Source organism: Natronolimnohabitans sp. A-GB9, assembly GCF_030848565.1.
Classification (GTDB): Archaea; Halobacteriota; Halobacteria; order Halobacteriales; family Natrialbaceae; genus Natronolimnohabitans.
Window position 1 is genome coordinate 111270 of the sequence record NZ_JAVDDV010000001.1, and the last position, 23492, is coordinate 134761.

Sequence of the window (23492 nt, forward strand, 5' to 3'; positions counted from 1 at the left end):
CTGTCGCTACTCGACACCGAACTCGAGATCGGCGAGTCGGTCCTGGGCCTGGGTAAACGCCAACTCGTCGCCGCGTAGCCCGTTTGCCAGGTCACGAGCGGCTTCGACGAGTCGGTCGGCCGTGTGTGGATCGATCTCACCGTCGAGCATCCGAACGCGGGTGACGTGTTCGCCGAGTGTCTCTAAGGCACTTCGTTCGGCGGTCATTAGATCCCGATCCGCGGCCCAGGTACGGACGTCACGTCGATACTCACGGACGGCGTTGGCGTAGGCGAGCCCGCGGGGACCGTGGAGGCTCGGTGGGACCTCCGTCGCGGGCGGTCGCTGACCATCGTCGGCGTCACGGAGCAGGGAGAGGAAGTACAGCTCCTCGCGGTCCTCGAGGCGGATGTCCCGTCGGACGATGTCGGCGACGTGGAGCAGTTCGCTCGCGGCAAGATAGGTGTCGTCGAGCTCGCGGAGGTCACCGGCGTTGACGAAACCACGTCGGCGGACGTACTCGCGACACGCCTCGCGAGCACGGTCGGCGACCTCGTCGGTCGAGAGCTCCTCGATCGCGTTGCGGACGTCCGTGAGGTCGAACCCGACCTGGAGATCGGTGTGTTCGGTGCGATCGTCGACGCCGACGCTGTGAAGGCTCCCACAGGCGGGACAGCCGACGCTCCCCGTCTCGTAGTACGACCAGCGGGTCCCACACTCCTTGCACTCGCGCTCGCCCCGGATCTTCATACCGTACTGTACGGACGGCCAGCCCAAAAACCACATCGGAGTCGACTACGTGTCGCCGACGAGCAGTCCAACGGCAGAGAGCCCCCCGACGCCGATCGTGAGCCAGTACGTACAGACCCGGTAGATCAATGCGACGGTCAGTGCAGCGGCCGGCTCGAGCTGTCCGATCGTGGTGAGCCCGGCCGTGACGATGGCTTCGACGCCACCCGTACCACCCGGTGCGGGGACGACCGATCCAAGCTTTCCGAGCGCGACGACGATAGCGACGACGGGTAAGGCGAGCTGGTACCCAAGCGCGATCGCACCGATGTAGACGGGCAGCATCAGGAAGGCCATCCCGAGGTGAGCGTAGACGGTCGCGATCACGAGCGTCCGTCTGTCGGTCGTGATCGTTTCGACGGAGGTATAGAAGCCGTCCAGTCGCGTGCGAACGGCACCGGGAGAGAGCTGGTCGTCGAATCGGTCGGTGAGTCGGCCGACGAGCCGGCGGACCACAGCAGCGGCGCCGAGAACGAGCCTGTAGACCACTTCTCGACAGCGAACGACGACGTAGACGAGCGACGCGACGACGACGAACAGGCCGGCGAACGCGGCGAACTGCACCAGCATTCCGTCTCCGAGGGTCCCACCGATCGAGATCATGCCGAGTGCCAGGAATCCGAACGTGTAGTACGGAATGTAGTTGAGCAGATCGGCGGAGACGATACTCGCCAGTCCGTCTTCGTACGCCATTTCGCCGCCCTGAGAGACCAGATACGCGACGAACGGCTCGGTCGCCAACTGACCGTAGGGTGTCGCGTACTTGATGAACATCGCAGTCAGAAAGATACTGCCGATCCGTTTGCGCGACATCGTCTCGTCGATCAGCGCGATAAACCGTTCCCAGACGAGTCCGCGAAACGTCAGCGCAAGCGCCCCCGAGAGGAAGCCGAGACCGAGCAGTCGATAGTCTGCCTCGGAGAGTTCGGCGAGGATGTCTCGACTGCCGACTGCGCCGATCAGGAGACCCAGAAGGATCACGGCGACTACGAATCCGAGGGCAATCCGTCGCTTCACGACCGCACCATTGTACTGTCCATACAACTATCTTATGAATGTAAAAAAGGAACGAACGTCGATCGGACTGTCGAACGTGTTCGATGCGCGTTTTGCCCGCGCTATCGTTCGATTAGGCGGTTCGACGATACGACCGGTGTGGTAACGCCGATTGCCGACTGTCGGATGCTCGAGTCTGCAGTGACCGTCAGCAGCTACTATCATCGACTGCTGACAGTTGTAGCAGTCACCGCCGAATTTATGCACCGAACGGTATTCGATCGATGACGGTCATCGGGCGTTAGATGACGTTCAACACGTCATTAACGGGCGGCAGTTGCAGGCCCCACTGAAACTACCGAGAACATCCTACCCAGAGATATGTCCGATTCAGAACTGAACCGTCGTAAGTTCGTCGCCGCCGCAGGTACCGCAAGTGCACTCGTACTCGCTGGCTGTGCCGACGAGGGCAACGAAGACGACCCAGAAGACGACGAAGAGCCGGCCGCAGACGACGACATGGACGATGACATGGACGACGACGAAGAAATGGACGACGACGATGATACGTACACGCTGACGGTCATCGTCGAGGACGAAGACGAAGAGCCAGTCGAGGGTGCGACCGTCGAACTCGAGGAAGCGGACGACGAGGAGGACGACGACGAAGACGACGAGGTGATGGACGACGACGAAGACGACGAGGAGGACGATGACGATGACGACGAGGTGATGGACGACGACGAAGACGACGAGGACGATGACGATGACGACGAGATGATGGACGACGAAGACGACGAGGACGATGACGATGACGACGAGATGATGGACGACGAAGACGACGAGGAGGACTTCCCGCGAGAAGAGGAAACCGACGAAGACGGCGAAGTCGAGTTCGACGACCTCGAGGACGGCGAGTACACCGTCATGGCCGAATACGAGGGCGACGAGGCCGAGGAGGACGTCGAAATCGACGGCGACGACGAGGAAGTCACGCTGACGCTGGACGACGATGAGGAAGACGACGATGACGATGAGATGATGGATGACGACGAAGACGACGATACCGACGACGCGCTCTAACGGGCAGCCACGGCCTGACGAGAGTACGACCTCACGATAGCACGACGCGGTCGACTGTCGATACGAAGATCGGCCGTTCGGCGGCTGACTTCTACCCGGCAGTCGTCTCTGGGCGGCCAGCGACCCACCGGCCGTCGTGTCCCATCGGTTCTCTCGACATCGCTCCCGGACAGCAGTATAAGCGATTTCCCGAACCGTTGTCGAATCGAAACCATCGGCTTCCCGACGAAAACGGCCGTAACGAAGCGGTCGCTCGGTCCAATCGGCTGTTACCGGCGTCTCCTCCGTCGAATCGGTGGTTCAACCCGAATCAGCGAGGAGACTTTTTCCGTTCTCCGCGTTATACCGACGTGTATGCGAGACGAAGACGAAATTCGTGAGCAGTACGAGTTCCTCAAAGAACACCTCGAGAGCGACGAAATGCGCCACGATGGCGTCGAGGAGATGTTCACCTACTACAAACGCGCCCTCGGCTGGGTCCTCGAGGAAGAACACATCTGAGCCGGTTGCGACCGTGAGGTGTCAGCCGCCGAGCCAGTGTCGTTACTTTTAAGTACACGCGGAGAAATCGTTCAGGTGACGCTTCGCTTGGAGGGCCGAAGCGTCAGCGGGGACCAATTCAGGGCGGCAAGCGATCGCGTGACACTTTTCCCGTCACGCGATTTGCTTTCCTGTTTCGAATGGAATCGAATTCGTAGCTGCTGGACTCTCGTTTCTCGCGTCGTCTACGGCGGATCCGATAGTCGTCTATAGATCTGCCTGATCCGATCGGTTCTGCCTCGAGTAGTATAAAAATACGAAACCGATCTAAACGGACAGTAAACATGAACTGCCGATTACGTATGTCCGTCCGTGAACCCATCACAGCTGTTATCTATTCGAATCCGCGAAGACGCCAGGTATCGGAGGTAATATCACTGTTTCACTCGTAACAACCCGATAGCCTTATTAAAATTCGACAGTAAGTACGACTGGTACTTTCCCAATGTACGACTTGACAGGATTTCAGCGAGACCTACTGTACGTCATCGCTGGCGAGGAGGAACCCCACGGACTGGCTATCAAAGAGGAACTCGAGGAGTACTACGAAAAGGAGATCCACCACGGCCGGCTCTACCCCAACCTCGACACCCTCGTCGACAAGGGACTCGTCGAGAAGGGACGGCGTGACCGGCGTACGAACTTCTATACGCTGACGCGTCGCGGCCGGCGCGAACTCGAGGCGCGCCGTGAGTGGGAAGCGCAGTACGTCGACCTGTAGGGCGTTGTACGGTCGCGAACGATCACCGCGCTCGTTGGGTTACTTCTCGGCGTCGCCGTGAGTATCGCCGCCTGGGTGTTCCTCGAGACGGTACTGCTGTTCTTGTTTCTCCCGTTCGTTCCATTTCTCTTCGGCTGGGGCGGGTCGGAGCGGACAGACGAGATGTCTCGAGCGAGTCGCGTCAAACGGTGTCCGGACTGTTCGTTCCAAACGACGGAGTCGGCGTTCGACTATAGTAACAACTGAAACGATTCACACACCGATCGCACAGCCGTCGTGCGATCGGGTGTGCATTGACTTTCAGTGGCTACTATACTGTCCGCGGGACGGTCGCCGACTGCAAGAGAAGCGAGTCCAGTGAGCACGTCTCCACGCCGAATTCGGCACGCCGCTTATATGTGCTCACGGAGAACGTCTGTCAGTGAACGAGGTTACGCTGCAGATCGCCGATGCGCCGCTGGACGAGACCGTCGTCCGGATCGCGCTGGCCGGTGCACTCGGGATGTTTCTCGGCCTCGAGCGCGAGTGGTCACAGAAGTCGGCGGGGATCCGGACGTTCTCGCTGATCAGCCTCCTCGGAGCCGTCTTTACGTTGCTGGTCTTCGAGACCGAGATCGGCGAAGCGCTTCTCGTTCTCGGTGGGTTGCTCGTGATCGTCCAGGGTGTGTTGCTGGCGATTCAGGGACTGCTAAGCGACGACGGAGCGGGCCTCTCGCTGACGACCTCGGTCTCGATGCTCGTCGCCTACGGCGTCGGCACGCTGGTCGCCGCCGGGTTCATCATCGAGGGTGTCACCGTCGCCGTCCTCTCGTCGCTGTTGCTCGTCCTCAAGCGGGAACTCCATGAGTTCGCCTGGGGACTGACCCACGAGGAAATGCGTTCGACGACCGAGTTCGCCATCCTCGCGTTCGTCATCTATCCGCTGTTGCCGCCCGAGGTGGCCCTCGAGTTCGGCGGGCTGGTGATCCCGCTCGAGCCCCAGGTCATCTGGCTGATGGTCGTTGCCGTCGCTGGGATCGGGATCGCCAACTACGCCATCGTCTCGACCTACGGCGGTCGAGGGATCGCCGTCACCGGCTTCTTCGGCGGGCTGGCCTCCTCGACGGCCGTCGTCGGGACGATGCTCGATCACGTCCGCCAGCGGCCCGAGGCGGCCTCCTACGCCGTCGCTGCGATCTTGCTCGCCAACGCGGCGATGGCCGCCCGTAACCTCGCCATCGCCGTCGGTTTCACGATGGGTGGCGGGACGGCGCTGCTCCTCGAAGCGATCGTCCCTCTCGGTGCGGTCATTCTGACCGCGTTCGCCGTCGCCGCCTGGACCGCCGACTGGCGCGAATCCGGACCGATCGAACTCGAGAGTCCGTTCTCGATGAAAAACGCCCTCGCGTTCGGGGCCGTCTTCCTCGTCGTCCTCGTCTTCGGTTCGCTGGCCGAGAGCTGGTTCGGGACGCTTGGCTTCTACGCGACCGCCGTCGCCAGCGGCTTCGTCTCGAGTGCCGGAGCGACGACGTCGGCCGTCGTCCTCTACCGTGGCGGCCAACTCGGGCCGGCCGAGGCGACGATCGCGATCCTGCTGGCGACGGTCTCGAGTATCGTCGTCAAGACCGTGCTCGCGGCGACGTCGTCGAACAGCCGGTTTCGAAATCAGGTCGCCGTCTACAGCGGCCTGCTTCTGGTCGGCGGTGCACTGGCGACCGTCGCGATCGTGATCTAGTACCGTTCCGGCCGGCGACTATTACTATACTCGCATGCTAACACATCGTATGGATCGCGACACGATCGAGCCGAGCGTCGGGGAGATCCCCGGCGAACGCGCTCGGCGGTGGGTCGATTTTCACCACGAACACGCCGCGCCCAGTACGCACGTCTACGAGTTCGTCTGGGACACGACTGCCGAGGCGATCGGGCCGTTCTGTACCGACGTCGACGGGAACGTCTTGCTCGATTTCACGAGTCACGTCGCTGCCGCGCCGCTTGGCTACAACAATCCCGCCGTCCGCGAGAAACTCGAGGCGTTCGACCTCGTCGATCCACTGAAGATCGCCGGACAGGACTTCTACGTGAGCAACGGTGGCGACCCCGAGGACACCGACCTTCCGGGGCCGACCCAGCTCATGGATCGGCTAGTCGCGATGACCGACCACTACGATATGGACCGAGTTTTCCTCTCGAACTCCGGTGCCGAGGCCGTCGAGAACGCCATCAAGATCTGTTATGCGTCGGGCGGCCACCGTGCGTTTACCTTCGAGGGTGCCTTTCACGGTCGGACGCTCGGTGCGCTCTCGCTGAACCGCTCGAAGACCGTCCACCGACGGGGGTTTCCCGAACTGCCGGGCGTCGTCAGCGTTCCCTTCCCCTCGAGCGAAGCGATCTACGAAGAACGGTGGCTGACAGACGGTCCCGGCGGCAACGTCGTCGCGGATCGACTTCACCCCGACGTCGGCGTCATCGATCCCGACGAGGTCGCCTACCTGATCCTCGAACCGATCCAGGGCGAGGGCGGCTACCGGGTCGCCATGCCCGAGTTCGCTCGCGACCTCGAGGCACTGCGGGAGCGATACGACTTGACGATCGTCGCCGACGAGATTCAGTCGGGTCTCGGCCGGACGGGCGAGCAGTGGGCCGTCGATCACTTCGAGCTCACCCCGGACGTCATCGCGGCCGGAAAGGGCCTCCGCGTTGGGGCGACGATCTCACGATCGGACGTCTTCCCCGACGAGAAGGGGCGACTCTCGTCGACGTGGGGCAGTGGGGACGTCATTGCCTCGGTACAGGGCGCGCTGACGATCGACGTCGTCCACGAACGGAACTTGCTCGAGAACGCCCGCAGGCGAGGCCGACAGCTCCGCGACCGCCTCGAGGACGCCATCGAAGACGGCGAGGCAGCCGGAGCCATCGACGTCCGCGGGAAAGGATTGATGCTCGCCGTCGAGTTCGACACGAAGGAGCGACGCGAGACCGTCCTCGAGGCCGCGTTCGAACGCGGCCTGTTGACGCTTGGCTGTGGCCACAAGACACTGCGACTGCTGCCGCCACTCGACGTCACCGAGCGAGAGATCGACCTCGCCGTCGAGCTGTTGCTCGAGGCGGTCGCGGCCGTCGAATCGTCCACGAACTGAGACGGACTGCTGTACTGATCTCCCGCCGATCGCCAGGATGGAGTGGAGCCGGCGATCGGCGGGCAGTGACGACGGGAGACCGTATGACTTGCTGACCCGTTTCGACGGGCCATCGTCACACGAAAGCCCGGTCCTCTTTCGGCTACCGCACGAACTCGAGAGACGATGATCGGCGCACTCACCGCGGGGAAAAAGGCAGTGACGTTCGGCTACAAACGCTACGGAATCCCCGGAGCGATCGCCTCGGGTGGCATCGCCCTCGCGGGTTATATCGCTGTCCGACGGGCCCTGCAAGCAGCGACCGACGCCGACGAGGACTCGCTGGGCGCAGCCGTCGACGCCGACACGCTCGAGGCAGCGATCGATCGGGGCGGCCTCGAGGCGGTGACCGACGTCGAAACGCTCGAGGCGGCGATCGACCGGGACCAGTTACGTTCGAACGTCGACGTCGACGAACTCCGGTCGTCGGTCGGTGAGGACGTCGACGAGTTCACCGACGTCGAATAGCTCTGTCCGACAGTAGCCACGAGGAATCCGTGGCGTCGTCGATCTCGAGACGGCTCGATTATTCGCCGCGAAGTTCGTCGACGTGGTCGATGCGCTGCTGGACGAGGTCGGGCTTGCCGATGTCGTGGCGCATGTGCAGGCCCTCTTCGCCAGCGACCTCGAGGGCGCTTTCGGCGATCTCCTCGGCCTCGGTGATCGAGTCGGCGAGTCCGACGACCGCAAACGACCGCGAGGTCGTCGTGTAGATGCCGTCGTCGCGTTCGTCGACGCTGGCGTAGTAGAGCAACGCGTCGCCGGCACTCTCTTCGTCTACCTGTACCTTCGCGCCGGCCTCGGGATCGGTCGGATACCCCTCCGGCACGGCGTACTTACAGACCGTCGCCTGGTCGGCGAACTCGAGTTCCGGCACCGACTCTCCGTCGCGGGCGGCAGTCAGGACCTCGAGGAAGTCCGTCTCCAGCACCGGCAGAGTGTTCATCGCCTCAGGGTCACCGAAGCGAGCGTTGAACTCGATGACCTTCGGGCCCTCGCTGGTGAGCATGAACTGCCCGTAGAGGATGCCGCGATAGTCATCGAGGGCGTCGACGGTTGCCTCAATGATCGAGACTGCCTCGTCGTAGTCGTCCTCGGTCATGAACGGAAGGGCCGTCGTCGCGTCGGAGTAGCTGCCCATTCCGCCTGTGTTCGGTCCCTCGTCGCCCTCGTAGGCGCGTTTGTGGTCCTGGACGGCCGGGGCCGTCTCGAGCGTACCGTTGGCGACGAACGCCTGGACGGTGAACTCCTCGCCGATCAGCCGTTCCTCGAGGACGATCCGGTCGTAGTCGGACTCGCGGATGTACTCTTTGCCCTCTTCGGGGGTGACCTGATCCCCGATGACCTTTACGCCTTTGCCACCGGTGAGGCCGGCGGGCTTGATCGCCAGATCACCGTCGTACTCGTCGACGAACTCACAGGCGGCTTCCATGTCGTCGAACGTCTCGAAATCGGGACAGCCCGGAATGTCGTTTTCCTCCATGAAGCGGCGCTGGAACGCCTTGTCCGTCTCGATCCGGGCGTCTTCGGCCTTCGGTCCGAAGGCGTAGATCCCGGCGTCCTCGAGTTCGTCCGCGACGCCGGCTTCTAGGGGTGCCTCGGGACCGATAACGGCGAGCGTCGCGTCGACGTCCTCGGCGTAGTCGACGACGGCGTCGGGATCGGTCGTCTCGAGCGTCTCGAAATCGGTCGCGATCCGCGCGATTCCGGGGTTTCTGTTGCCCGCACAGGCATAGAGGTCGACCCCACTGTCCTCGAGCGCACGAGCGATGGCGTGTTCGCGGCCACCACCGCCGATCAGGAGCACGTTCTCTTGCATGGTCGATAGCGGAACGCACGAACCTGTAAGCGTTGCTCTTTGCTCGAGTTAGATGTATGCACGTACGTGGTCAAACGAACGGTTCGTGACCGAAGTCAGAGCCTCCAGTCTTATACACCTCTATATTTAGGGCGTGAGAATAGCCGTACGGAGACCAACTTTCGAGCCAAGATGGGACAGCTGCGTACCGAACTCTACGACAGCCTGTCGAATCACCACCGACGGCGCCTCCTGCTCGAGTTGTTGACGGAGAGTCCACGGACCGCTTCGATTTCCCGTGTCGACGACGAGACGGAACGCCTCGAGTTTCACCACGTCCATCTCCCGAAGCTGGACGATTACGGGTTCATCGAGTGGCATCGTTCCCTGTGCTGTATCGAACGGGGGCCACGGTTCGACGACGCTCGGCCGATACTGGAACAGGTCGCGGCCGATACCGATCGGTTCTCGACGTGCAACTGATACCGTCTGACAGTATGCGCCACGTCACGCGACGATTTTCCTCCGTTACCAGTGGATCGGCGAGAACGCCATTACCTCCACGAGCGAACGAGCAGATGCGAGTGAGCGAGTGAAGTGAGGGATAGTAACAACTGCAACGGTTTACACACTGATCGCCGATCCGTCTGGCGATCAGGTGTGCAATGACTTGCAGTGGCTCCTATAGTTCACGCGTAGAACAGCGGCGGCCGTCGGTCGCCGCCGTGGTCCTCGTCGGGCAGGTGTGCTGCCAGTGCGCTCTCGTCTTCGTTCTCGAGTACGTGATCGAGGACGTCGACGGCGGCTCCGCGGTGGAGTGGCTGATTGTCGTTGCCACACTGCTCGTCCATCACGCAGGCGGGACAGCCGCCGGTGTTTCCACAGTCGCAGTCGGCGATCAGTTCCCGTGCGCGCTCGGCGACGGTCTCGAAGTTCTCGTAGATCGCCCGTGCGAACCCGAGGCCGCCGTCGATGCCGTCGTAGATGAACCAGCCGCTGGTCGGGTCGCGCTCGAGGCCGCTTGCGATCTCTCGGATGGTCGCTTCGGCGGCGGCGATGTTCTTGGGAGCGTCGTCGCCTGCCGACACGTCGGGTCCGGCGGCCGACTCCGAGTGAGCCGGCTGCTCGAGGTGTGAGTCGATCGACAGCGTCGCGAGTCCGCCGAGGTCTCGCTTGTCGACCATCAACTCGAGTGGTGCGACGCCGATCGTCGCGTGTTCGGCGGCGTGGAGCCCACCTGCGTACCCGAGGTGGGCGGTATCGGCGAACTCGTCTTCGAGCCCGGGAATCGAGACGTCGCGGTACTTTTCGATGAGAGCGCGCTCGACGCGCTGTGGCACCTCGAGCCAGCACAGCTGGGTCTCCATCGACAGCGGCGGGTTGTCGGTCGGGATCCCCTGTTCCCGTTTCGTTCCGCCGTGGACGGCCACCTTGTCGTAGGTGCCGTGGTAGACGAGCACCTGGCCGCGACCGAAATGCAGCGTGAACTCACCGATCTCGCGGGACTGCTCGGAGACGGCATCGAGGACGGTCACGTCCGTTCGCGTGCGCGTGTAATAGTCCACGTCCGTCGGCCGCAGCGTGACAGTCGGACGTGGCCCACCGTGGTCGACACTCGTCACCTCGTACTGTTGGCCCTGGTGCAATCTGACTGCCCCCTCGTGGAAATCACGCAGGACGCGTTCCTTCGCGAGCGGTTCCATCTCGGGATCGTACTCGTCCTCGACATCGTCGGCGAGGCGGACGTCGTACTCCTCGCCCGTGGTCGCGTACAGCGAGATCGACTGTTGGGGTCGAGGCGGTCCCGTATACGAGACGCCCGTCTCGAGAGCGCCCTGGAGCTGGCCGGCGCGACGCCACATCTCGACGGCGCGCTCGAGTCGCTCGCGCTCGGCGACGGTCCCAACGTCCGATTCGTCGACCGCGAGTTCGTCGGCCGCACACCGCAAGTGTTTCGCGAAGACGGCGTCGTTGTCGACGTCGACCACGGCGTCCTCGACGTCGTTCTCGAGCAGGTAGTCCGGATTCGAGACGACGTACTGATCGAGTGTGCGGTGGTCGGCGACGAGCACCGAGAGTGCACGTTTCGTCCCACGGCCCGCGCGTCCGATCTGCTGCCAGAACGACTGGCGTTGGCCTGGGTAGCCGAGCTGGACCGTCGCGTCCATCTCGCCGACGTCGATCCCCAACTCGAGGGCGTTCGTCGAGGCGACGCCGTCCAGAATGCCGGTCTTGAGCCGGTGTTCGGTCCCGTGGCGCTTCGCCCGCGAGTGGCCGGCGTGATAGGGCTCGAGCGCGCTTCCCCGGTCAGGATGCGTGTAGTAGCGGCGGTTGTCGTGGCGGTGTTCCGACGCTCGCTTGATCGAGAGCTCGGCGAGCTTCCGCGAGGGCGTAAACAGCAGCGTCTGGGCGTCGTGATAGGTGAGATGCGAGAGTACTCGCGGGGCCTCGACGGTCGCGGGGACGCGCTCGAGGGCGTCGTCGCCGTCGGTATCCTCGTCGTGATCGGCCTCGGTCCACTCGTCGCGCCCGTCGTGGCTCCCGTCCCGGTCTCGAGGCGGCGGGTTCCAGAGCACCAGATCCCGGGGCCCCGTCGGGGAGCCGTCCTCGTCGACGACGGTAACCGACTCGTCGATCAGCGCCGACGAGTGCTCGCCGGGATTGCCGACCGTCGCGCTCGTAAGCACGTACTGGGGTGACGCGTCGTAGTAATCGAGAACGCGTTTCAGTCGACGGACGATCCAGGCGACGTGCATGCCGTGGACGCCGGTGTAGGTGTGTGACTCGTCGATCACCACGAGATCACACGCCGAGAGGAACCGTGCCCAGCGATCGTGGTCGTGCAGGTAGGTGTTCACGCCGGCGAAGTTCGTGATGACGACGTCGGCTTCCTCGCGGATCCGCTTGCGATTGCGGCCGCGTTCGGTGTCGCCGTCGTAGACTCGGACCGTGATCTCGAGGCCCAGTTCATCGAAGAGGTCGTTCAGGCTCCGTTCCTGGTCCCGTGAGAGTGCCTTCGTTGGATAGAGCAGATACGCGGTCGATTCGATGCCCCGAGCCCGCGCCTCGAGGTAGTTGCGCGCGATCTGGAGCGCGTAGATTCGGGTCTTCCCCGAGGACGTACTCGTCGCGACGCAGACGTTTTCGCCGTCGGCAAGCGCCTCGAGGGCATCGGCCTGGTGGGTGTAGAGGTCGTGCTCGAGCGGTTTCGCGAGATCGGCCCGGAGCACGTCCTCGCTGGGGACCGTCTCCGCAGGTCGGCCGGGGCGCTCGAGGACGGTGACGTCGTCGGGCAAGCCAGGATAGGTTTCGACCAGCTCGTCGCCGGTGATCGGGACGTCCTGTGCGTTCGGTCGGTGGTCACTCATCTGTCAGAAGTCACCCAGTCCTGTCTGTTCGGTGTCGTCGTCGGCTGGGGCCCCGTTTGCGGGCGAAACGTCGTCGGCTCGCGGCGCGTCCCGGAGGCGCTCGTAGACGTGCCACAGCGCCCGACAGTCGTCCTCGCAGTAGGCCTCGTGGCGCTCCCACTCGAGTTCCGCACCGGTCCGCATGAACCGCTGGTAGGCCGCCGCCGTCCGTGCGCCGTCGAGACCCGTCCCTGCGCCCTCGTAGCCAAGCGCGTCGGCGACGACCTCGAGTTCGTTCGTCCGCCCGGGTAACAGGGCGTGTTCCTCCGTGACCGCCCACAGGTAGAGATCGAACTTGGGGATCGACTCCCACTCCTCGGTATAGTAGGGGACGTGTTTCGCGATGAAGGCGCCGAGATGTCGGTAGTCGAACCGCCAGCCGTTCCAGGTGAGCAGCGCTCGGTTGGGATGCATGCCCAAGAGCCAGTCACAGAAGGCCTCGAGTACCGGGCCCGGATCTGACGGATCGCCGCGTTCGACGAACGTCTGGTAGCTGTCGCTTGCGGGATCGTAGACGCCGATCTGCCAGATGATCGTCGGCGAGAGGCCGTCGGTCTCGATGTCGAGACACAGCGGCGGCTCGTGCCAGTCCGCTCCCGGGAGCGACTCGTCGGTGAGCCGGCGGGGCTCGCCGACCTCGAGGACCGTCGCGTGCTGGCGCATTCTGCGAGCGCGCTCGCGACTGACGTTGGGAAGGTCCGCGAGCGTTTCGACCGGTGTCTCGAGGAGTTCCGCGCGGGTGGTTACACCTCGATCGGCGAGTCGATCCGCCGTCTTCGGTCCGATTCCGGTGACGGCCTCGAGGCCGTAGTCGGTCACGTCGTGGGTGTCGACGCTCGTGACGCCGCCGGGGGTAACCTGCAGGCTCGCGATCGAACGGCCGTTTCCGTAGCCCTCGGCGGGACCGGCGCCACGAACGCGGACCGAGACGCAGTCGGCCGCGAGCGGTCCGACGCCGCCGATCGTCTCGTGGTCGACGTCGCGGACGGCACCGGTATCGGGCTCGAGGTGCCACAGCGCGTCGTAGCCGGCGGGTTGGCTTCCCGTCAAGAGAGTCGTTACCTCGCCCGTGGGGAAGGCGTCAGCCACTGTCGCTGTGCCCTCCAGATCCGTCTCGAGGGCTGTCGGTCTGGTCGTCGTCGTGACGTCGTCACAGACGAGCGCGGCGAGATCGGTGTCCACAGCGAGCGTCCTCGAGACTGACTCCGGGGCCGCCTGCAAGCTCTGTAGCCCCGGCGTCACGGCGACCTCGAGTGAGGCCGTCTCGCCGCCGACCCCGCCGTCGATCACCTGCCGAGACAGCGGGCCGTTCCCGGCGGTCTCGAGAGGCGGATGAAACGCCGGCGCGGCGAAGGTACTCCGGGCTCGAGCGAACGCCTGTGGCTCGCGTTCCGGACCGAGCACCCAGACGGCGTCGGGTTCGAGCGTTCGGTCGAGGTCCTCGAGGGTCGCGACGGGGCGGTCGGCGATCACCGACGGCGGGAGCGCGAGGACGGTGGCGCCGGCTCGAGCGGGCATCGGTCGTCGGGAGGCGCGCGGCGATAAAGAGCGTTTGGACAGCGGAGTGGAAGTGAACCGCACACTCGTGACCGGATACGAACGCAGACTCGAGTTCAGACTACCGGACAGCAGCCACTGAAGCGAATTCGCCGAACTGGAGCGGCAAACTCTCACACTCGTTCTGTCCGGTAATGTCAATGATCTCGACCGCCGGTCGACGGCGCTGGACACGTATGACTATACTGACGAATCTCCACCGGAACCTCAACGACTTAAGAACCACCACGCTCAACGGAGCGACAATGCAACAGTACCTCGAGTTAGTCGATACGGTCCTCTCCGAGGGCACCTACAAGCCCAATCGGACCGGCGTCGACACGATTTCGTCGTTCAGCGAGCACTACGAGGTTGATCTCCAGGACGGCTACCCGCTTTTGACCACGAAACAGATGGACGGCTACCGCTGGGATTCGATGCTCCACGAAGTCTGCTGGTATCTCTCCGGCGAGGAGCACATCCGCAATCTCCGCGAAGAGACCAAGATCTGGGACGCCTGGGCCGACGAGGAGGGACGACTCGACACCGCGTACGGCCGCTTCTGGCGACGGTATCCGATTCCGGACGGTGAGGCCCGACTCGAGGGCGAGTCCTGGCCCGACGAGACCCAGCAGTGGGTCACGGAGGAGGCCGACGGTCGTCGAACCTTCGACCAGTTGCAGTACGTGATCGATACGCTCTCGGACTCGCCGAACTCCCGTCGTCTCGTCGTCAACGCCTGGCACCCTGCCAACGCGGCCGTCTCGACGCTGCCCCCGTGTCACTACTCCTTCGTCTTCAACGTCCAGGGCGACCGACTGAACTGCCACCTGACCCAGCGCTCGGGCGATATCGCACTCGGCGTTCCGTTCAATATCGCGGCCTATGCCCTGCTGACGAAGGTTATCGCCCAGCAGACCGGTTTCGAACCCGGCACCTTCGCTCACACCGTCGTCGACGCCCACGTCTATTGCGGCCGTGGCGACCGCGGGGAGTGGTATGCCGACAACCTCGAGGCCTTGCAGTCCCGTCTCGCCGATGTCGACGACCGCGAGGAGTACCTCACCATCCGAGAGTGGCTCGAGTCCGAAGCCCCTGCCGAAGCCGACGGTGACGAACGCCTCGATCACGTTCCCGGCTTGCTCGAGCAACTCTCGCGAGAACCGCTCGAGCGCCCGACCCTCGAGGTCGCCGACGTTTCGATCGACGAGTTGGCCTACGAAGACGTCCAGTTGAAAGCATACGAGTCCCACGAGGGCATCGAGTTCGCGGTCGCCGAATGACTGACAGCGATTCTACCCCCGAGCCGGCCCTCGAGTCCGACCGCGAACTCGTCGGTATCGTCGCCGTCGCCGACAACGGCGTCATCGGAGCGGACGGCGACATGCCGTGGCACATTCCCGAGGATCTAAAACACTTCAAGGAGACGACGATGGACCATCCGGTGATCATGGGCCGGGTCACCTACGAGGGTATTCTCGAGGCGCTCGGTGAACCGCTTCCCGGCCGGACGACGATCGTATTGACGAGCCGGGATCTCGAGACGCCCGAGAACGCCGTCACTGCGGGCGGTCTCGAGGATGCACTCGAGGCGGCCGAGCGGGCTGCACGGGAGCACCACGACGACGCCGACCGGATCTTCGTCGCCGGCGGGGCGACCGTCTACGAGCAGTTCCTGCCGGCACTCGAGCGGCTGGTCGTGACCGAGGTTCACCGGGAACCCGGCGGGGACACCCAGTTCCCCGCCTGGGATCGAGACGACGAGTGGGAGGAGGTCGACCGCGATACCCACGACGGATTCGACTTCGTCGAATACGTGCGGACAGCCTGATCTGTCCGGTAGTGTGACCATCCCGTTCGATGCCGAGGTTCGAATCTCACGAGCGGAGCGGGAACCTTTCGGTCACGGTAGATTCTATCACGATTTTTGAAACAAACAGGGGCCGATACGACCGACAGCTTCAGGTAGTCAACCACCTACAAGTACGGCGCGTTAATACCCTCTACTCGGAAATCTCGGCAGTTTCAAATGTGATGACTTCGAAGGGGACACAATGTCAACCGATGAGTTCTCGGATGCAATCCGGGAGTTCGAACACGACGGCGAGACGTACAAGATGGCCGATCTCACGGTCTTAGAGGAGCAGGGTCTCTGTGACCTCGAGAAACTGCCGGTGAGCATCCGGATCTTACTCGAGTCGGTGCTGCGAAACGCCGACGGCGACCAGATCGACGCCGACTCGATCCGCGCCGCGGCCTCGTGGGAACCGGACGTTCCGGACGCCGAGGTGCCGTTTACGGTCTCACGGGTCGTCCTACAGGACCTGACCGGCGTTCCTGCAGTGGTGGACCTCGCGGCGCTTCGCTCGGCCGCCGACCGCAAAGGCGTCGACCCGACGGTCGTCGAACCCGAAGTCCCCTGTGACCTCGTGATCGACCACAGCGTGCAGGTCGACCACTTCGGTACCGAGGACGCCTACGAGCAAAACGTCGAGATCGAGTACGAGCGAAACGAGGAGCGATATCGTGCGATCAAGTGGGCCCAGCAGGCCTTCGACGAGTTCAACGTCGTTCCCCCGGGAACGGGCATCGTCCACCAGGTCAACTTAGAACACCTGGGGCGTGTCGTCCACGAGCGCGAGGTCGACGGCGAGCAGTGGCTCGTCCCCGACACGCTCGTCGGCACCGACAGCCACACTCCGATGATCGGCGGCATTGGCGTCGTCGGCTGGGGTGTCGGCGGTATCGAAGCCGAGGCCGCACTGCTCGGTCAGCCGATCAACATGTCCCTGCCGGAGGTCGTCGGCGTCCGCCTCTCGGGTGAACTTCCCGATGGTGCGACGGCGACGGACCTCGTGCTTCACATCACCGAGCAGCTCCGCGAAGTCGGCGTCGTCGACAAGTTCGTCGAGTTCTACGGCCCCGGCGTCTCCCAGCTTTCGGTCGCGGATCGGGCGACCATCTCGAATATGGCCCCCGAACAGGGCTCGACGATCAGCATGTTCCCCGTCGACGAGAAGACCCTCGAGTACCTCGAACTCACGGGTCGCGACCCCGACCACGTCGACCTCGTCCGCGAGTACCTAGAGGCACAGGGTCTGTTCGGCGAGCAGGAACCCGAGTACACCGAGACCGTCGAGTTCGACCTCAGCGACGTCGAACCCAGCCTCGCGGGCCACAAAAAGCCCCACCAGCGCATCCCGATGGGTGATCTCGACGGGCACTTCCCGAACCTGCTCGAGGAACAGGGCGTCATCGGTCCCGGCGGCGAACCCGCGATCGGCGACGGCAGCGGCACGGCCGCAGCCGACGCGACCGACGCCGGACCGGGCCTGGCACTAGACGAGAAGGTTCCCGTCGAACTCGAGGACGGCACCGAAGTCGAGATCGGCCACGGCGACGTTCTCGTCAGCGCCATTACGAGCTGTACGAACACGTCGAACCCGTCCGTGATGGTCGGCGCCGGCCTGCTCGCCCGCAACGCCGCAGAGCAGGGACTCGAGGTGCCCGACTACGTCAAGACGAGCCTCGCACCCGGCAGCCGGGTCGTCACGGAGTACTTAGAGCGAGCCGACCTGCTCGACGACTTAGAGGAACTGGGCTATCACGTCGTCGGCTACGGCTGTACGACCTGTATCGGCAACTCCGGCCCGCTGCCGGAGCCGATCGAGAACGCGATCGACGAACACGACCTCTGGACGACGAGTGTCCTCTCGGGCAACCGCAACTTCGAAGCGCGCATCCACCCGAAGATCAAGGCCAACTACCTCGCCAGCCCGCCGCTGGTCGTCGCCTACGGCCTCGCGGGCCGGATGGACATCGACCTCGAAGCGGAGCCGATCGGGACGAACGACGACGGCGAAGAGGTCTACCTCGAGGACATCTGGCCGGACACGGAAGAGATCCGCGAGACCATCCACGACAACATCTCCCCCGAGATGTTCGAAGAGAAGTACGCCAGCGTCTACGAGGGCGACGAGCGCTGGGAGTCGCTCGATGCCCCTACGGGCGACGTCTACGACTGGGATCCGGAGTCGACCTACATCCGCGAGCCGCCGTTCTTCCAGGACTTCCCGCTCGAGAAGCCGGGCGTCGACAACGTCTCCGACGCCCGCGCGCTGCTGACCCTCGGTGATACGGTCACGACCGACCACATCAGTCCCGCCGGTCTCTTCGGCGAGGATCTGCCGGCCGGCCAGTGGCTCACAGAACGCGGCGTCGAACCCCACGAGTTCAACACCTACGGCTCACGTCGTGGGAACCACGAGGTCATGATGCGGGGCACGTTCGCGAACGTCCGCATCAAAAACGAGATGTTAGACGGCAAGGAGGGTGGCTACACGATCCACCACCCGACCGACGAGGAGACGACCGTCTTCGAGGCCTCCGAGCGCTACCGCGAGGAGGACACCCCGCTGATCGTCATGGCCGGCGAGGAACTCGGGACCGGCTCGAGCCGCGACTGGGCCGCCAAAGGCACCGACCTGCTCGGCATCCGCGCGACGATCGGCAAGAGCTACGAACGCATCTACCGCGACAACCTCATCGGCATGGGCGTCCTGCCCCTGCAGTTCGAGGACGGCGAGGGCTGGGAGGAGCTCGGCCTCGAGGGCGACGAGTACTTCGAGATTTCCGGCCTCGAGGACGGCCTCGAGCCCAACGCCGAACTGACCGTCACGGCCGAGAAAGACGACGGTGAAACCGTCGAGTTCGACGTGACCGCACAGGTCGACACGCCGATGGCCGTCGAGTACGTCGAGAACGGCGGCGTGCTCCACCTCGTGCTGCGACGCCTGCTGCAAGAAGAGACGGCCTAACGGTCCGACAGTTTCGACGTCCGGAACCGTCGCCGACTGGATCGGTTTCCAGTTCGGAACGTCCGCTTCTAGTAACATACACCGGACTTTTATTATTGCCACCCGTAGCCGGGGGCATGGACCAGCCAACCCAGCGCAACCGCCTCGACGAGGAGGAGAGTCCCTACCTTCGCCAGCACGCGGACAACCCCGTCAACTGGCAGCCCTGGGACGAACAGGCGCTCGAGGCCGCCCGCGAACACGACGTCCCGATCTTCCTCTCGATCGGCTACTCGGCGTGTCACTGGTGTCACGTCATGGAAGAAGAGAGCTTCGCCGACGAGGAGGTCGCCGAAGTACTCAACGAGAACTTCGTTCCGATCAAGGTCGACCGCGAGGAGCGTCCGGACATCGATAGCATCTACATGACCGTCGCACAGCTCGTCTCCGGTCGAGGCGGCTGGCCGCTGTCGGCCTGGCTCACCCCCGAGGGAAAGCCCTTCTACGTCGGCACCTACTTCCCGAAGGAGGAAAAACGCGGCCAGCCTGGATTTCTCGACCTCTGTCGACGGATCAGCAGCTCCTGGAGGAGTCCGGACGACCGCGAGGAGATGGAAAACCGCGCCGAGCAGTGGACCGACGCGGCGAAAGACCGCCTCGAGGAGACGCCCGACGCCGTTGCGGGCGCGGAGCCGCCCTCGAGTGCGGTTCTGGAGACGGCAGCCGATGCAGCAGTCCGCAGTGCCGACCGCCAGCACGGCGGCTTCGGCTCCGGCGGTCCGAAGTTCCCACAGCCCTCGCGCCTGCGAGTCCTCGCACGTGCATACGACCGGACCGGACGCGGCGAGTATCTCGAGGTACTCGAGGAATCCCTTGACGCGATGGCCGCGGGCGGGCTCTACGATCACGTCGGCGGTGGGTTTCACCGATACTGCGTCGACGCAGATTGGACTGTCCCCCACTTCGAGAAGATGCTCTACGACAACGCCGAGATCCCGCGGGCGTTTCTCGCGGGCTATCAGCTGACCGGCGACGAGCGCTACGCCGACGTCGTCGAGGAGACTCTTGCCTTCGTCGACCGCGAGCTCACCCACGAGGAGGGTGGCTTCTTCAGCACCCTCGACGCACAAAGCGTCGACCCCGAGACCGGCGAGCGTGAAGAGGGTGCCTTCTTCGTCTGGACGCCCGACGAAGTCCAGGAGGTACTCGACGACGAGACGACGGCCGACCTCTTCTGTGCCCGCTACGACATCACCGAGTCGGGCAACTTCGAGGGGCAGAACCAGCCCAACCACGTGCGTTCGATCGCCGATCTGGCCACCGAGTACGACCTCGACGAAGACGAGATCGAACGACGACTCGAGGACGCTCGCACCCGACTGTTCGAGGCCCGCGAACAGCGGCCCCGTCCGAATCGCGACGAGAAGGTGCTTGCGGGCTGGAACGGCCTGCTGATCAGCACCTGTGCCGAGGCTGCGCTCGTCCTCGAGGAAGAGGAGTACGCCGACATGGCCGTCGACGCCCTCGAGTTCGTCCGAGAGCGACTTTGGGACACCGACGAGAAGCGACTCTCTCGCCGGTTCAAAGCGGGAGACGTCGCGATCGACGGCTATCTCGAGGACTACGCCTTCCTCGCCCGTGGAGCCGTCGGCTGTTACGAAGCCACCGGCGACGTCGACCACCTCGCGTTCGCACTCGAGCTCGCACGAACGATCGAAGCCGAGTTCTGGGACGACGAGGCCGGGACACTGTACTTCACCCCCGAAAGCGGCGAGTCGCTCGTGACCCGCCCACAGGAGCTAAACGACCAGTCGACACCATCCGCGGCCGGCGTCGCAGTCGAGACGCTGTTGACACTCGACGGCTTCGCGGAGGCCAACTTCGAGGACATCGCGGCCGCGGTTCTCGAGACCCACGCGAACCGCATCGAGACGAACGCTCTCCAGCACGCCTCGCTCTGTCTCGGGGCGGATCGCCTCGAGTCGGGCGTACTCGAGGTCACCGTCGCCGCCGACCGACTTCCAGACGAGTGGCGCGGGCGGTTCGCCGACGACTATCGTCCGGACCGCCTGTTCGCGCTCCGGCCGCCGACCGAGGAGGGGCTCGGGGCGTGGCTCGGTCGACTCGGCCTCGAGGAGCCGCCGGCGATCTGGGCCGGCCGCGAGGCCCGTGATGGCGAGCCGACGCTGTACGTCTGTCGCGACCGAACCTGTTCGCCGCCGACCCACGACGTCGAGGAGGCACTCGAGTGGCTAGACGACACCACAGTCGAGGACTCGAGCGGGACGACACTCGACGATCCAGAGAGTCCGTTCTAGGGCGCTTTCGTCTGTTCGAAGGCAGTCTCGGCGATCGACGCGGACGAGCCACCGTCGGCCCACCCCTCGGTGCGGCCGACCGACGCATCCTGCGGTTTCGAACCAGTCACGACGCTGACTCGAGTCGACCAGTGTAATCGATCAGACTGTTATGTGATACCATGTGATACGGTATCTATGGACTACATTCGTCCTGAAGCGGGACGAACACCGACGATCATCCGTTCGATATAGGAGAGGTTTAGTATATTCATGAACGTTCGTCGGTAACGGCATTGCGCAAAGCCGATTCGAACACCGGATATGAAAGAAGAATACGAGCTAGTCATCGTTGGCGGCGGAATCAGCGGAGCATCGCTGCTGTACACGGTCGCGAACTTCACTGACATCGAGAAGGTCGCGCTGATCGAGAAGGAAGACGAGATCGCAGCGATCAACTCCCACCACACGAACAACTCCCAGACGCTTCACTTCGGGGACATCGAGACCAACTACACCCTCGAGAAGGCCGAGACTGTCAAGCGAGGGGCAGAGATGGTCGCCGGCTACCTCGAGGAGAACGACCCGGACCGGGAGATGCACAGCAAGCGCAGCAAGATGGTGCTTGCGGTCGGTGACGAGGAAGTCGACAAACTCGAAACCCGATACCACGACGAAGGCTTCGGCGATCTCTTCCCGAAACTCGAGGCGATCAGTCGCGAGGAGATCGCGGAGATCGAGCCGAAAGTCGTCGAGGGCCGAGATCCGACCAAGGACATGCTGGCGCTCCAGACGCCCGACGGCTACACCGTCGACTACGGTGAGGTCGCGAAGTCGTTCGTCGACGAGGCTCGCGACGTCGACGGCGTCGACGTCTACACCGGGACGGAAGTCGAGTCGATCAACGAGACCGAAGACGAGTACCTCGTCGAAACGGAGGCCGGCTGGTTCTCGGCCGACACGACCGTCGTCGCAGCGGGTTCACACAGCCTCCAGATCGCAAAGGAGATGGGCTACGGCGAGCATATGTCCCTGCTCCCGGTCGCCGGCAGCTTCTTCGTCGCCGACGAAGGACTGCTGAACGGCAAGGTCTACACGCTCCAGATGAAGAAACTGCCGTTCGCGGCGGTCCACGGCGACGCCGAGGTCCACGACGGAGATCTCACCCGGTTCGGACCGACGGCCAAGGTCGTCCCGGCACTCGAACGAGGACGACTGTCGACGGTGCCGGACTTCTTCGACGTCTTCCAGCTGAACTCCGATTCGGTCCTGAGTTACACGAACATCCTCGCGGACCGTATCCTGTTTCCGTACGTCCTCAAGAACCTCGTCTACGACGTTCCGTCCGTCGGGAAGCGAGCGTTCCTGCCACACGTCCAGAAGGTCGTTCCGACCGTCGAACTCGAGGACATCGAGCGGGCGAAAGGCTACGGCGGCGTCCGGCCACAGATCGTCAACACCAAAACGAAGTCACTGGACATGGGCGAGGCGAAGATCACCGGCGACGGAATTATCTTCAACGTCACGCCGTCGCCCGGTGCCTCGACCTGTCTGCAGAACGCACTGCAAGACACCAGACAGGTCCTCGACTTCCTCGAGGGCGACTACGAGTTCGACGAGGAGCAGTTCGAAGACGCGACGATCGGGAACTTCCCGCGAGCGGACGGCGAACAGGATCCCGATCCGGTTCCCGCAGACGACGACTGATACGGACTGCTGTAACCACGTCCCGCCGATCGCCGACCCCGTCCTGGCGATCGGTGGGACGTGACGACAGGAGACCGTATGACCGACTGTCTCGAGTCCGGCCCGAACCGGTATTTTTCGTCTCGGAATCGATCGGTTGGTCGAAAAAAGAGGAAGCGGTAGCGCTTCCGTGCGGTGTTCGTACTACAGAATCGGCCGACACAAACTGCTATAGGGTACCGAATGACCGAAGCAGTAGTCGGTCGTGACGACGCGTTACAGTTCGTCCTCGAGTCGCTCGGCCAGCCAGACCGCCGGCGGCAGGTCCTCGGACTCGACAAACCGGACCACTTCCTCGCCGTCGTCGTTTTCGACGACGACCGTCGGGATGTATTCGATATCGTACTCCTCGACGCCGGGCCCTTCCTTGTCCTGATCGAGTGCGAACTCCTCGATGCGCTCGTCGGAGACGTCGGCCGCCTCGAGAGCGGCGCCGAGATCGGGCAGGAGCTTCCGACAATCCTTACACCAGTCGCCGCCCCAGATCTTGTACACCAGGTCGTCGTTGTGTGCTTCGAGCGTGTCGACTGCGTCTTCGTACGATGCGGCATCCCAGGTCGGGTTCGGCCGCATGGTCTCGAGACTCATACCCGACGGTACCGCCCCCGTAGGCTTAACGGCGGTGTTTCCGACGACGATCGTCGAG

General features: G+C 63.7%; 19 protein-coding genes. 12 read left to right on the forward strand and 7 right to left on the reverse strand.

The window, feature by feature from the left end; all coding sequences use genetic code 11:
* Positions 1–6 precede the first annotated feature (6 nt).
* Both RBH26_RS00545 and RBH26_RS00550 read right to left on the reverse strand, forming a co-directional pair.
* Positions 7–729: a TFIIB-type zinc ribbon-containing protein gene (locus RBH26_RS00545; protein WP_306755859.1), complete on the reverse strand. Its 723-nt coding sequence runs from the start codon at positions 727–729 to the stop codon at positions 7–9.
* A 45-nt stretch (positions 730–774) separates the two neighbouring features.
* On the reverse strand, positions 775–1785 hold the full coding sequence (locus RBH26_RS00550; protein ID WP_306755860.1) for a lysylphosphatidylglycerol synthase transmembrane domain-containing protein: 1011 nt from the start codon (positions 1783–1785) through the stop codon (positions 775–777).
* Between the two features lie 360 nt (positions 1786–2145).
* Between RBH26_RS00550 and RBH26_RS00555 the strand changes: the two genes are divergently transcribed.
* From RBH26_RS00555 to RBH26_RS00565, 3 genes are all read left to right on the forward strand, one after another.
* The gene (locus tag RBH26_RS00555) at positions 2146–2847 is read left to right on the forward strand and encodes a hypothetical protein (protein ID WP_306755861.1); all 702 of its coding nucleotides are present in this window, start codon (positions 2146–2148) and stop codon (positions 2845–2847) included.
* A gap of 354 nt (positions 2848–3201) precedes the next feature.
* On the forward strand, positions 3202–3348 hold the full coding sequence (locus tag RBH26_RS00560; protein ID WP_006671865.1) for a hypothetical protein: 147 nt from the start codon (positions 3202–3204) through the stop codon (positions 3346–3348).
* Positions 3349–3832: 484 nt separating this feature from the next.
* Positions 3833–4108 carry a PadR family transcriptional regulator gene (locus RBH26_RS00565; RefSeq protein ID WP_152942641.1) on the forward strand — a complete coding sequence of 92 codons (276 nt, stop codon included), beginning with the start codon at positions 3833–3835 and terminating at the stop codon, positions 4106–4108.
* A 39-nt stretch (positions 4109–4147) separates the two neighbouring features.
* On the opposite strand, the gene RBH26_RS00570 is transcribed toward RBH26_RS00565, so the two are convergent.
* Positions 4148–4318 carry a hypothetical protein gene (locus RBH26_RS00570; protein WP_306755863.1) on the reverse strand — a complete coding sequence of 57 codons (171 nt, stop codon included), beginning with the start codon at positions 4316–4318 and terminating at the stop codon, positions 4148–4150.
* A gap of 211 nt (positions 4319–4529) precedes the next feature.
* Here RBH26_RS00570 and RBH26_RS00575 point away from each other — a divergent pair, with 211 nt between their 5' ends.
* The 3 genes from RBH26_RS00575 (at position 4530) to RBH26_RS00585 (ending at position 7734) form a co-directional block, all read left to right on the forward strand.
* On the forward strand, positions 4530–5822 hold the full coding sequence (locus tag RBH26_RS00575) for an MgtC/SapB family protein (RefSeq protein WP_306755864.1): 1293 nt from the start codon (positions 4530–4532) through the stop codon (positions 5820–5822).
* Between the two features lie 49 nt (positions 5823–5871).
* Positions 5872–7227, forward strand: a complete 1356-nt coding sequence (locus tag RBH26_RS00580) for an aminotransferase class III-fold pyridoxal phosphate-dependent enzyme (protein ID WP_306755865.1) — start codon at positions 5872–5874, stop codon at positions 7225–7227.
* Between the two features lie 165 nt (positions 7228–7392).
* The gene (locus RBH26_RS00585; RefSeq protein ID WP_306755866.1) at positions 7393–7734 is read left to right on the forward strand and encodes a hypothetical protein; all 342 of its coding nucleotides are present in this window, start codon (positions 7393–7395) and stop codon (positions 7732–7734) included.
* A 58-nt stretch (positions 7735–7792) separates the two neighbouring features.
* On the opposite strand, the gene purD is transcribed toward RBH26_RS00585, so the two are convergent.
* Positions 7793–9085 carry a phosphoribosylamine--glycine ligase gene (purD, locus tag RBH26_RS00590; protein WP_306755867.1) on the reverse strand — a complete coding sequence of 431 codons (1293 nt, stop codon included), beginning with the start codon at positions 9083–9085 and terminating at the stop codon, positions 7793–7795.
* 171 nt (positions 9086–9256) lie between these two features.
* On the opposite strand from purD, the gene RBH26_RS00595 reads away from it, so the two are divergent.
* On the forward strand, positions 9257–9547 hold the full coding sequence (locus tag RBH26_RS00595; protein ID WP_306755868.1) for a transcriptional regulator: 291 nt from the start codon (positions 9257–9259) through the stop codon (positions 9545–9547).
* A 206-nt stretch (positions 9548–9753) separates the two neighbouring features.
* On the opposite strand, the gene RBH26_RS00600 is transcribed toward RBH26_RS00595, so the two are convergent.
* Positions 9754–12432 (reverse strand): DEAD/DEAH box helicase, encoded by a 2679-nt coding sequence (locus tag RBH26_RS00600; RefSeq protein WP_306755869.1) that lies wholly within the window; start codon positions 12430–12432, stop codon positions 9754–9756.
* A gap of 3 nt (positions 12433–12435) precedes the next feature.
* Positions 12436–13989 carry a ribonuclease H-like domain-containing protein gene (locus RBH26_RS00605; protein ID WP_306755870.1) on the reverse strand — a complete coding sequence of 518 codons (1554 nt, stop codon included), beginning with the start codon at positions 13987–13989 and terminating at the stop codon, positions 12436–12438.
* Between the two features lie 284 nt (positions 13990–14273).
* Here RBH26_RS00605 and thyA point away from each other — a divergent pair, with 284 nt between their 5' ends.
* The 5 genes from thyA (at position 14274) to RBH26_RS00630 (ending at position 22807) form a co-directional block, all read left to right on the forward strand.
* Positions 14274–15290 (forward strand): thymidylate synthase, encoded by a 1017-nt coding sequence (gene thyA, locus RBH26_RS00610; RefSeq protein WP_306756304.1) that lies wholly within the window; start codon positions 14274–14276, stop codon positions 15288–15290.
* Entirely contained in the window at positions 15287–15838 is a 552-nt protein-coding gene (locus tag RBH26_RS00615) for a dihydrofolate reductase (protein WP_306755871.1), read from the forward strand. Before thyA ends, RBH26_RS00615 begins: the two co-directional genes overlap by 4 nt.
* Before the next feature lie 223 nt (positions 15839–16061).
* Complete coding sequence (gene acnA / locus RBH26_RS00620) at positions 16062–18824, forward strand: aconitate hydratase AcnA (protein WP_306755872.1); 2763 nt, start codon at positions 16062–16064, stop codon at positions 18822–18824.
* A gap of 116 nt (positions 18825–18940) precedes the next feature.
* Positions 18941–21121 carry a thioredoxin domain-containing protein gene (locus RBH26_RS00625; protein WP_306755873.1) on the forward strand — a complete coding sequence of 727 codons (2181 nt, stop codon included), beginning with the start codon at positions 18941–18943 and terminating at the stop codon, positions 21119–21121.
* A 303-nt stretch (positions 21122–21424) separates the two neighbouring features.
* A complete protein-coding gene (locus RBH26_RS00630; RefSeq protein ID WP_306755875.1) occupies positions 21425–22807 on the forward strand; it encodes an FAD-dependent oxidoreductase in 1383 nt (460 codons plus the stop codon).
* Between the two features lie 255 nt (positions 22808–23062).
* Here the strand turns inward: RBH26_RS00630 and RBH26_RS00635 are convergent, their stop codons facing one another.
* Positions 23063–23434 carry a thioredoxin domain-containing protein gene (locus RBH26_RS00635; protein ID WP_306755876.1) on the reverse strand — a complete coding sequence of 124 codons (372 nt, stop codon included), beginning with the start codon at positions 23432–23434 and terminating at the stop codon, positions 23063–23065.
* Positions 23435–23492 lie beyond the last annotated feature (58 nt).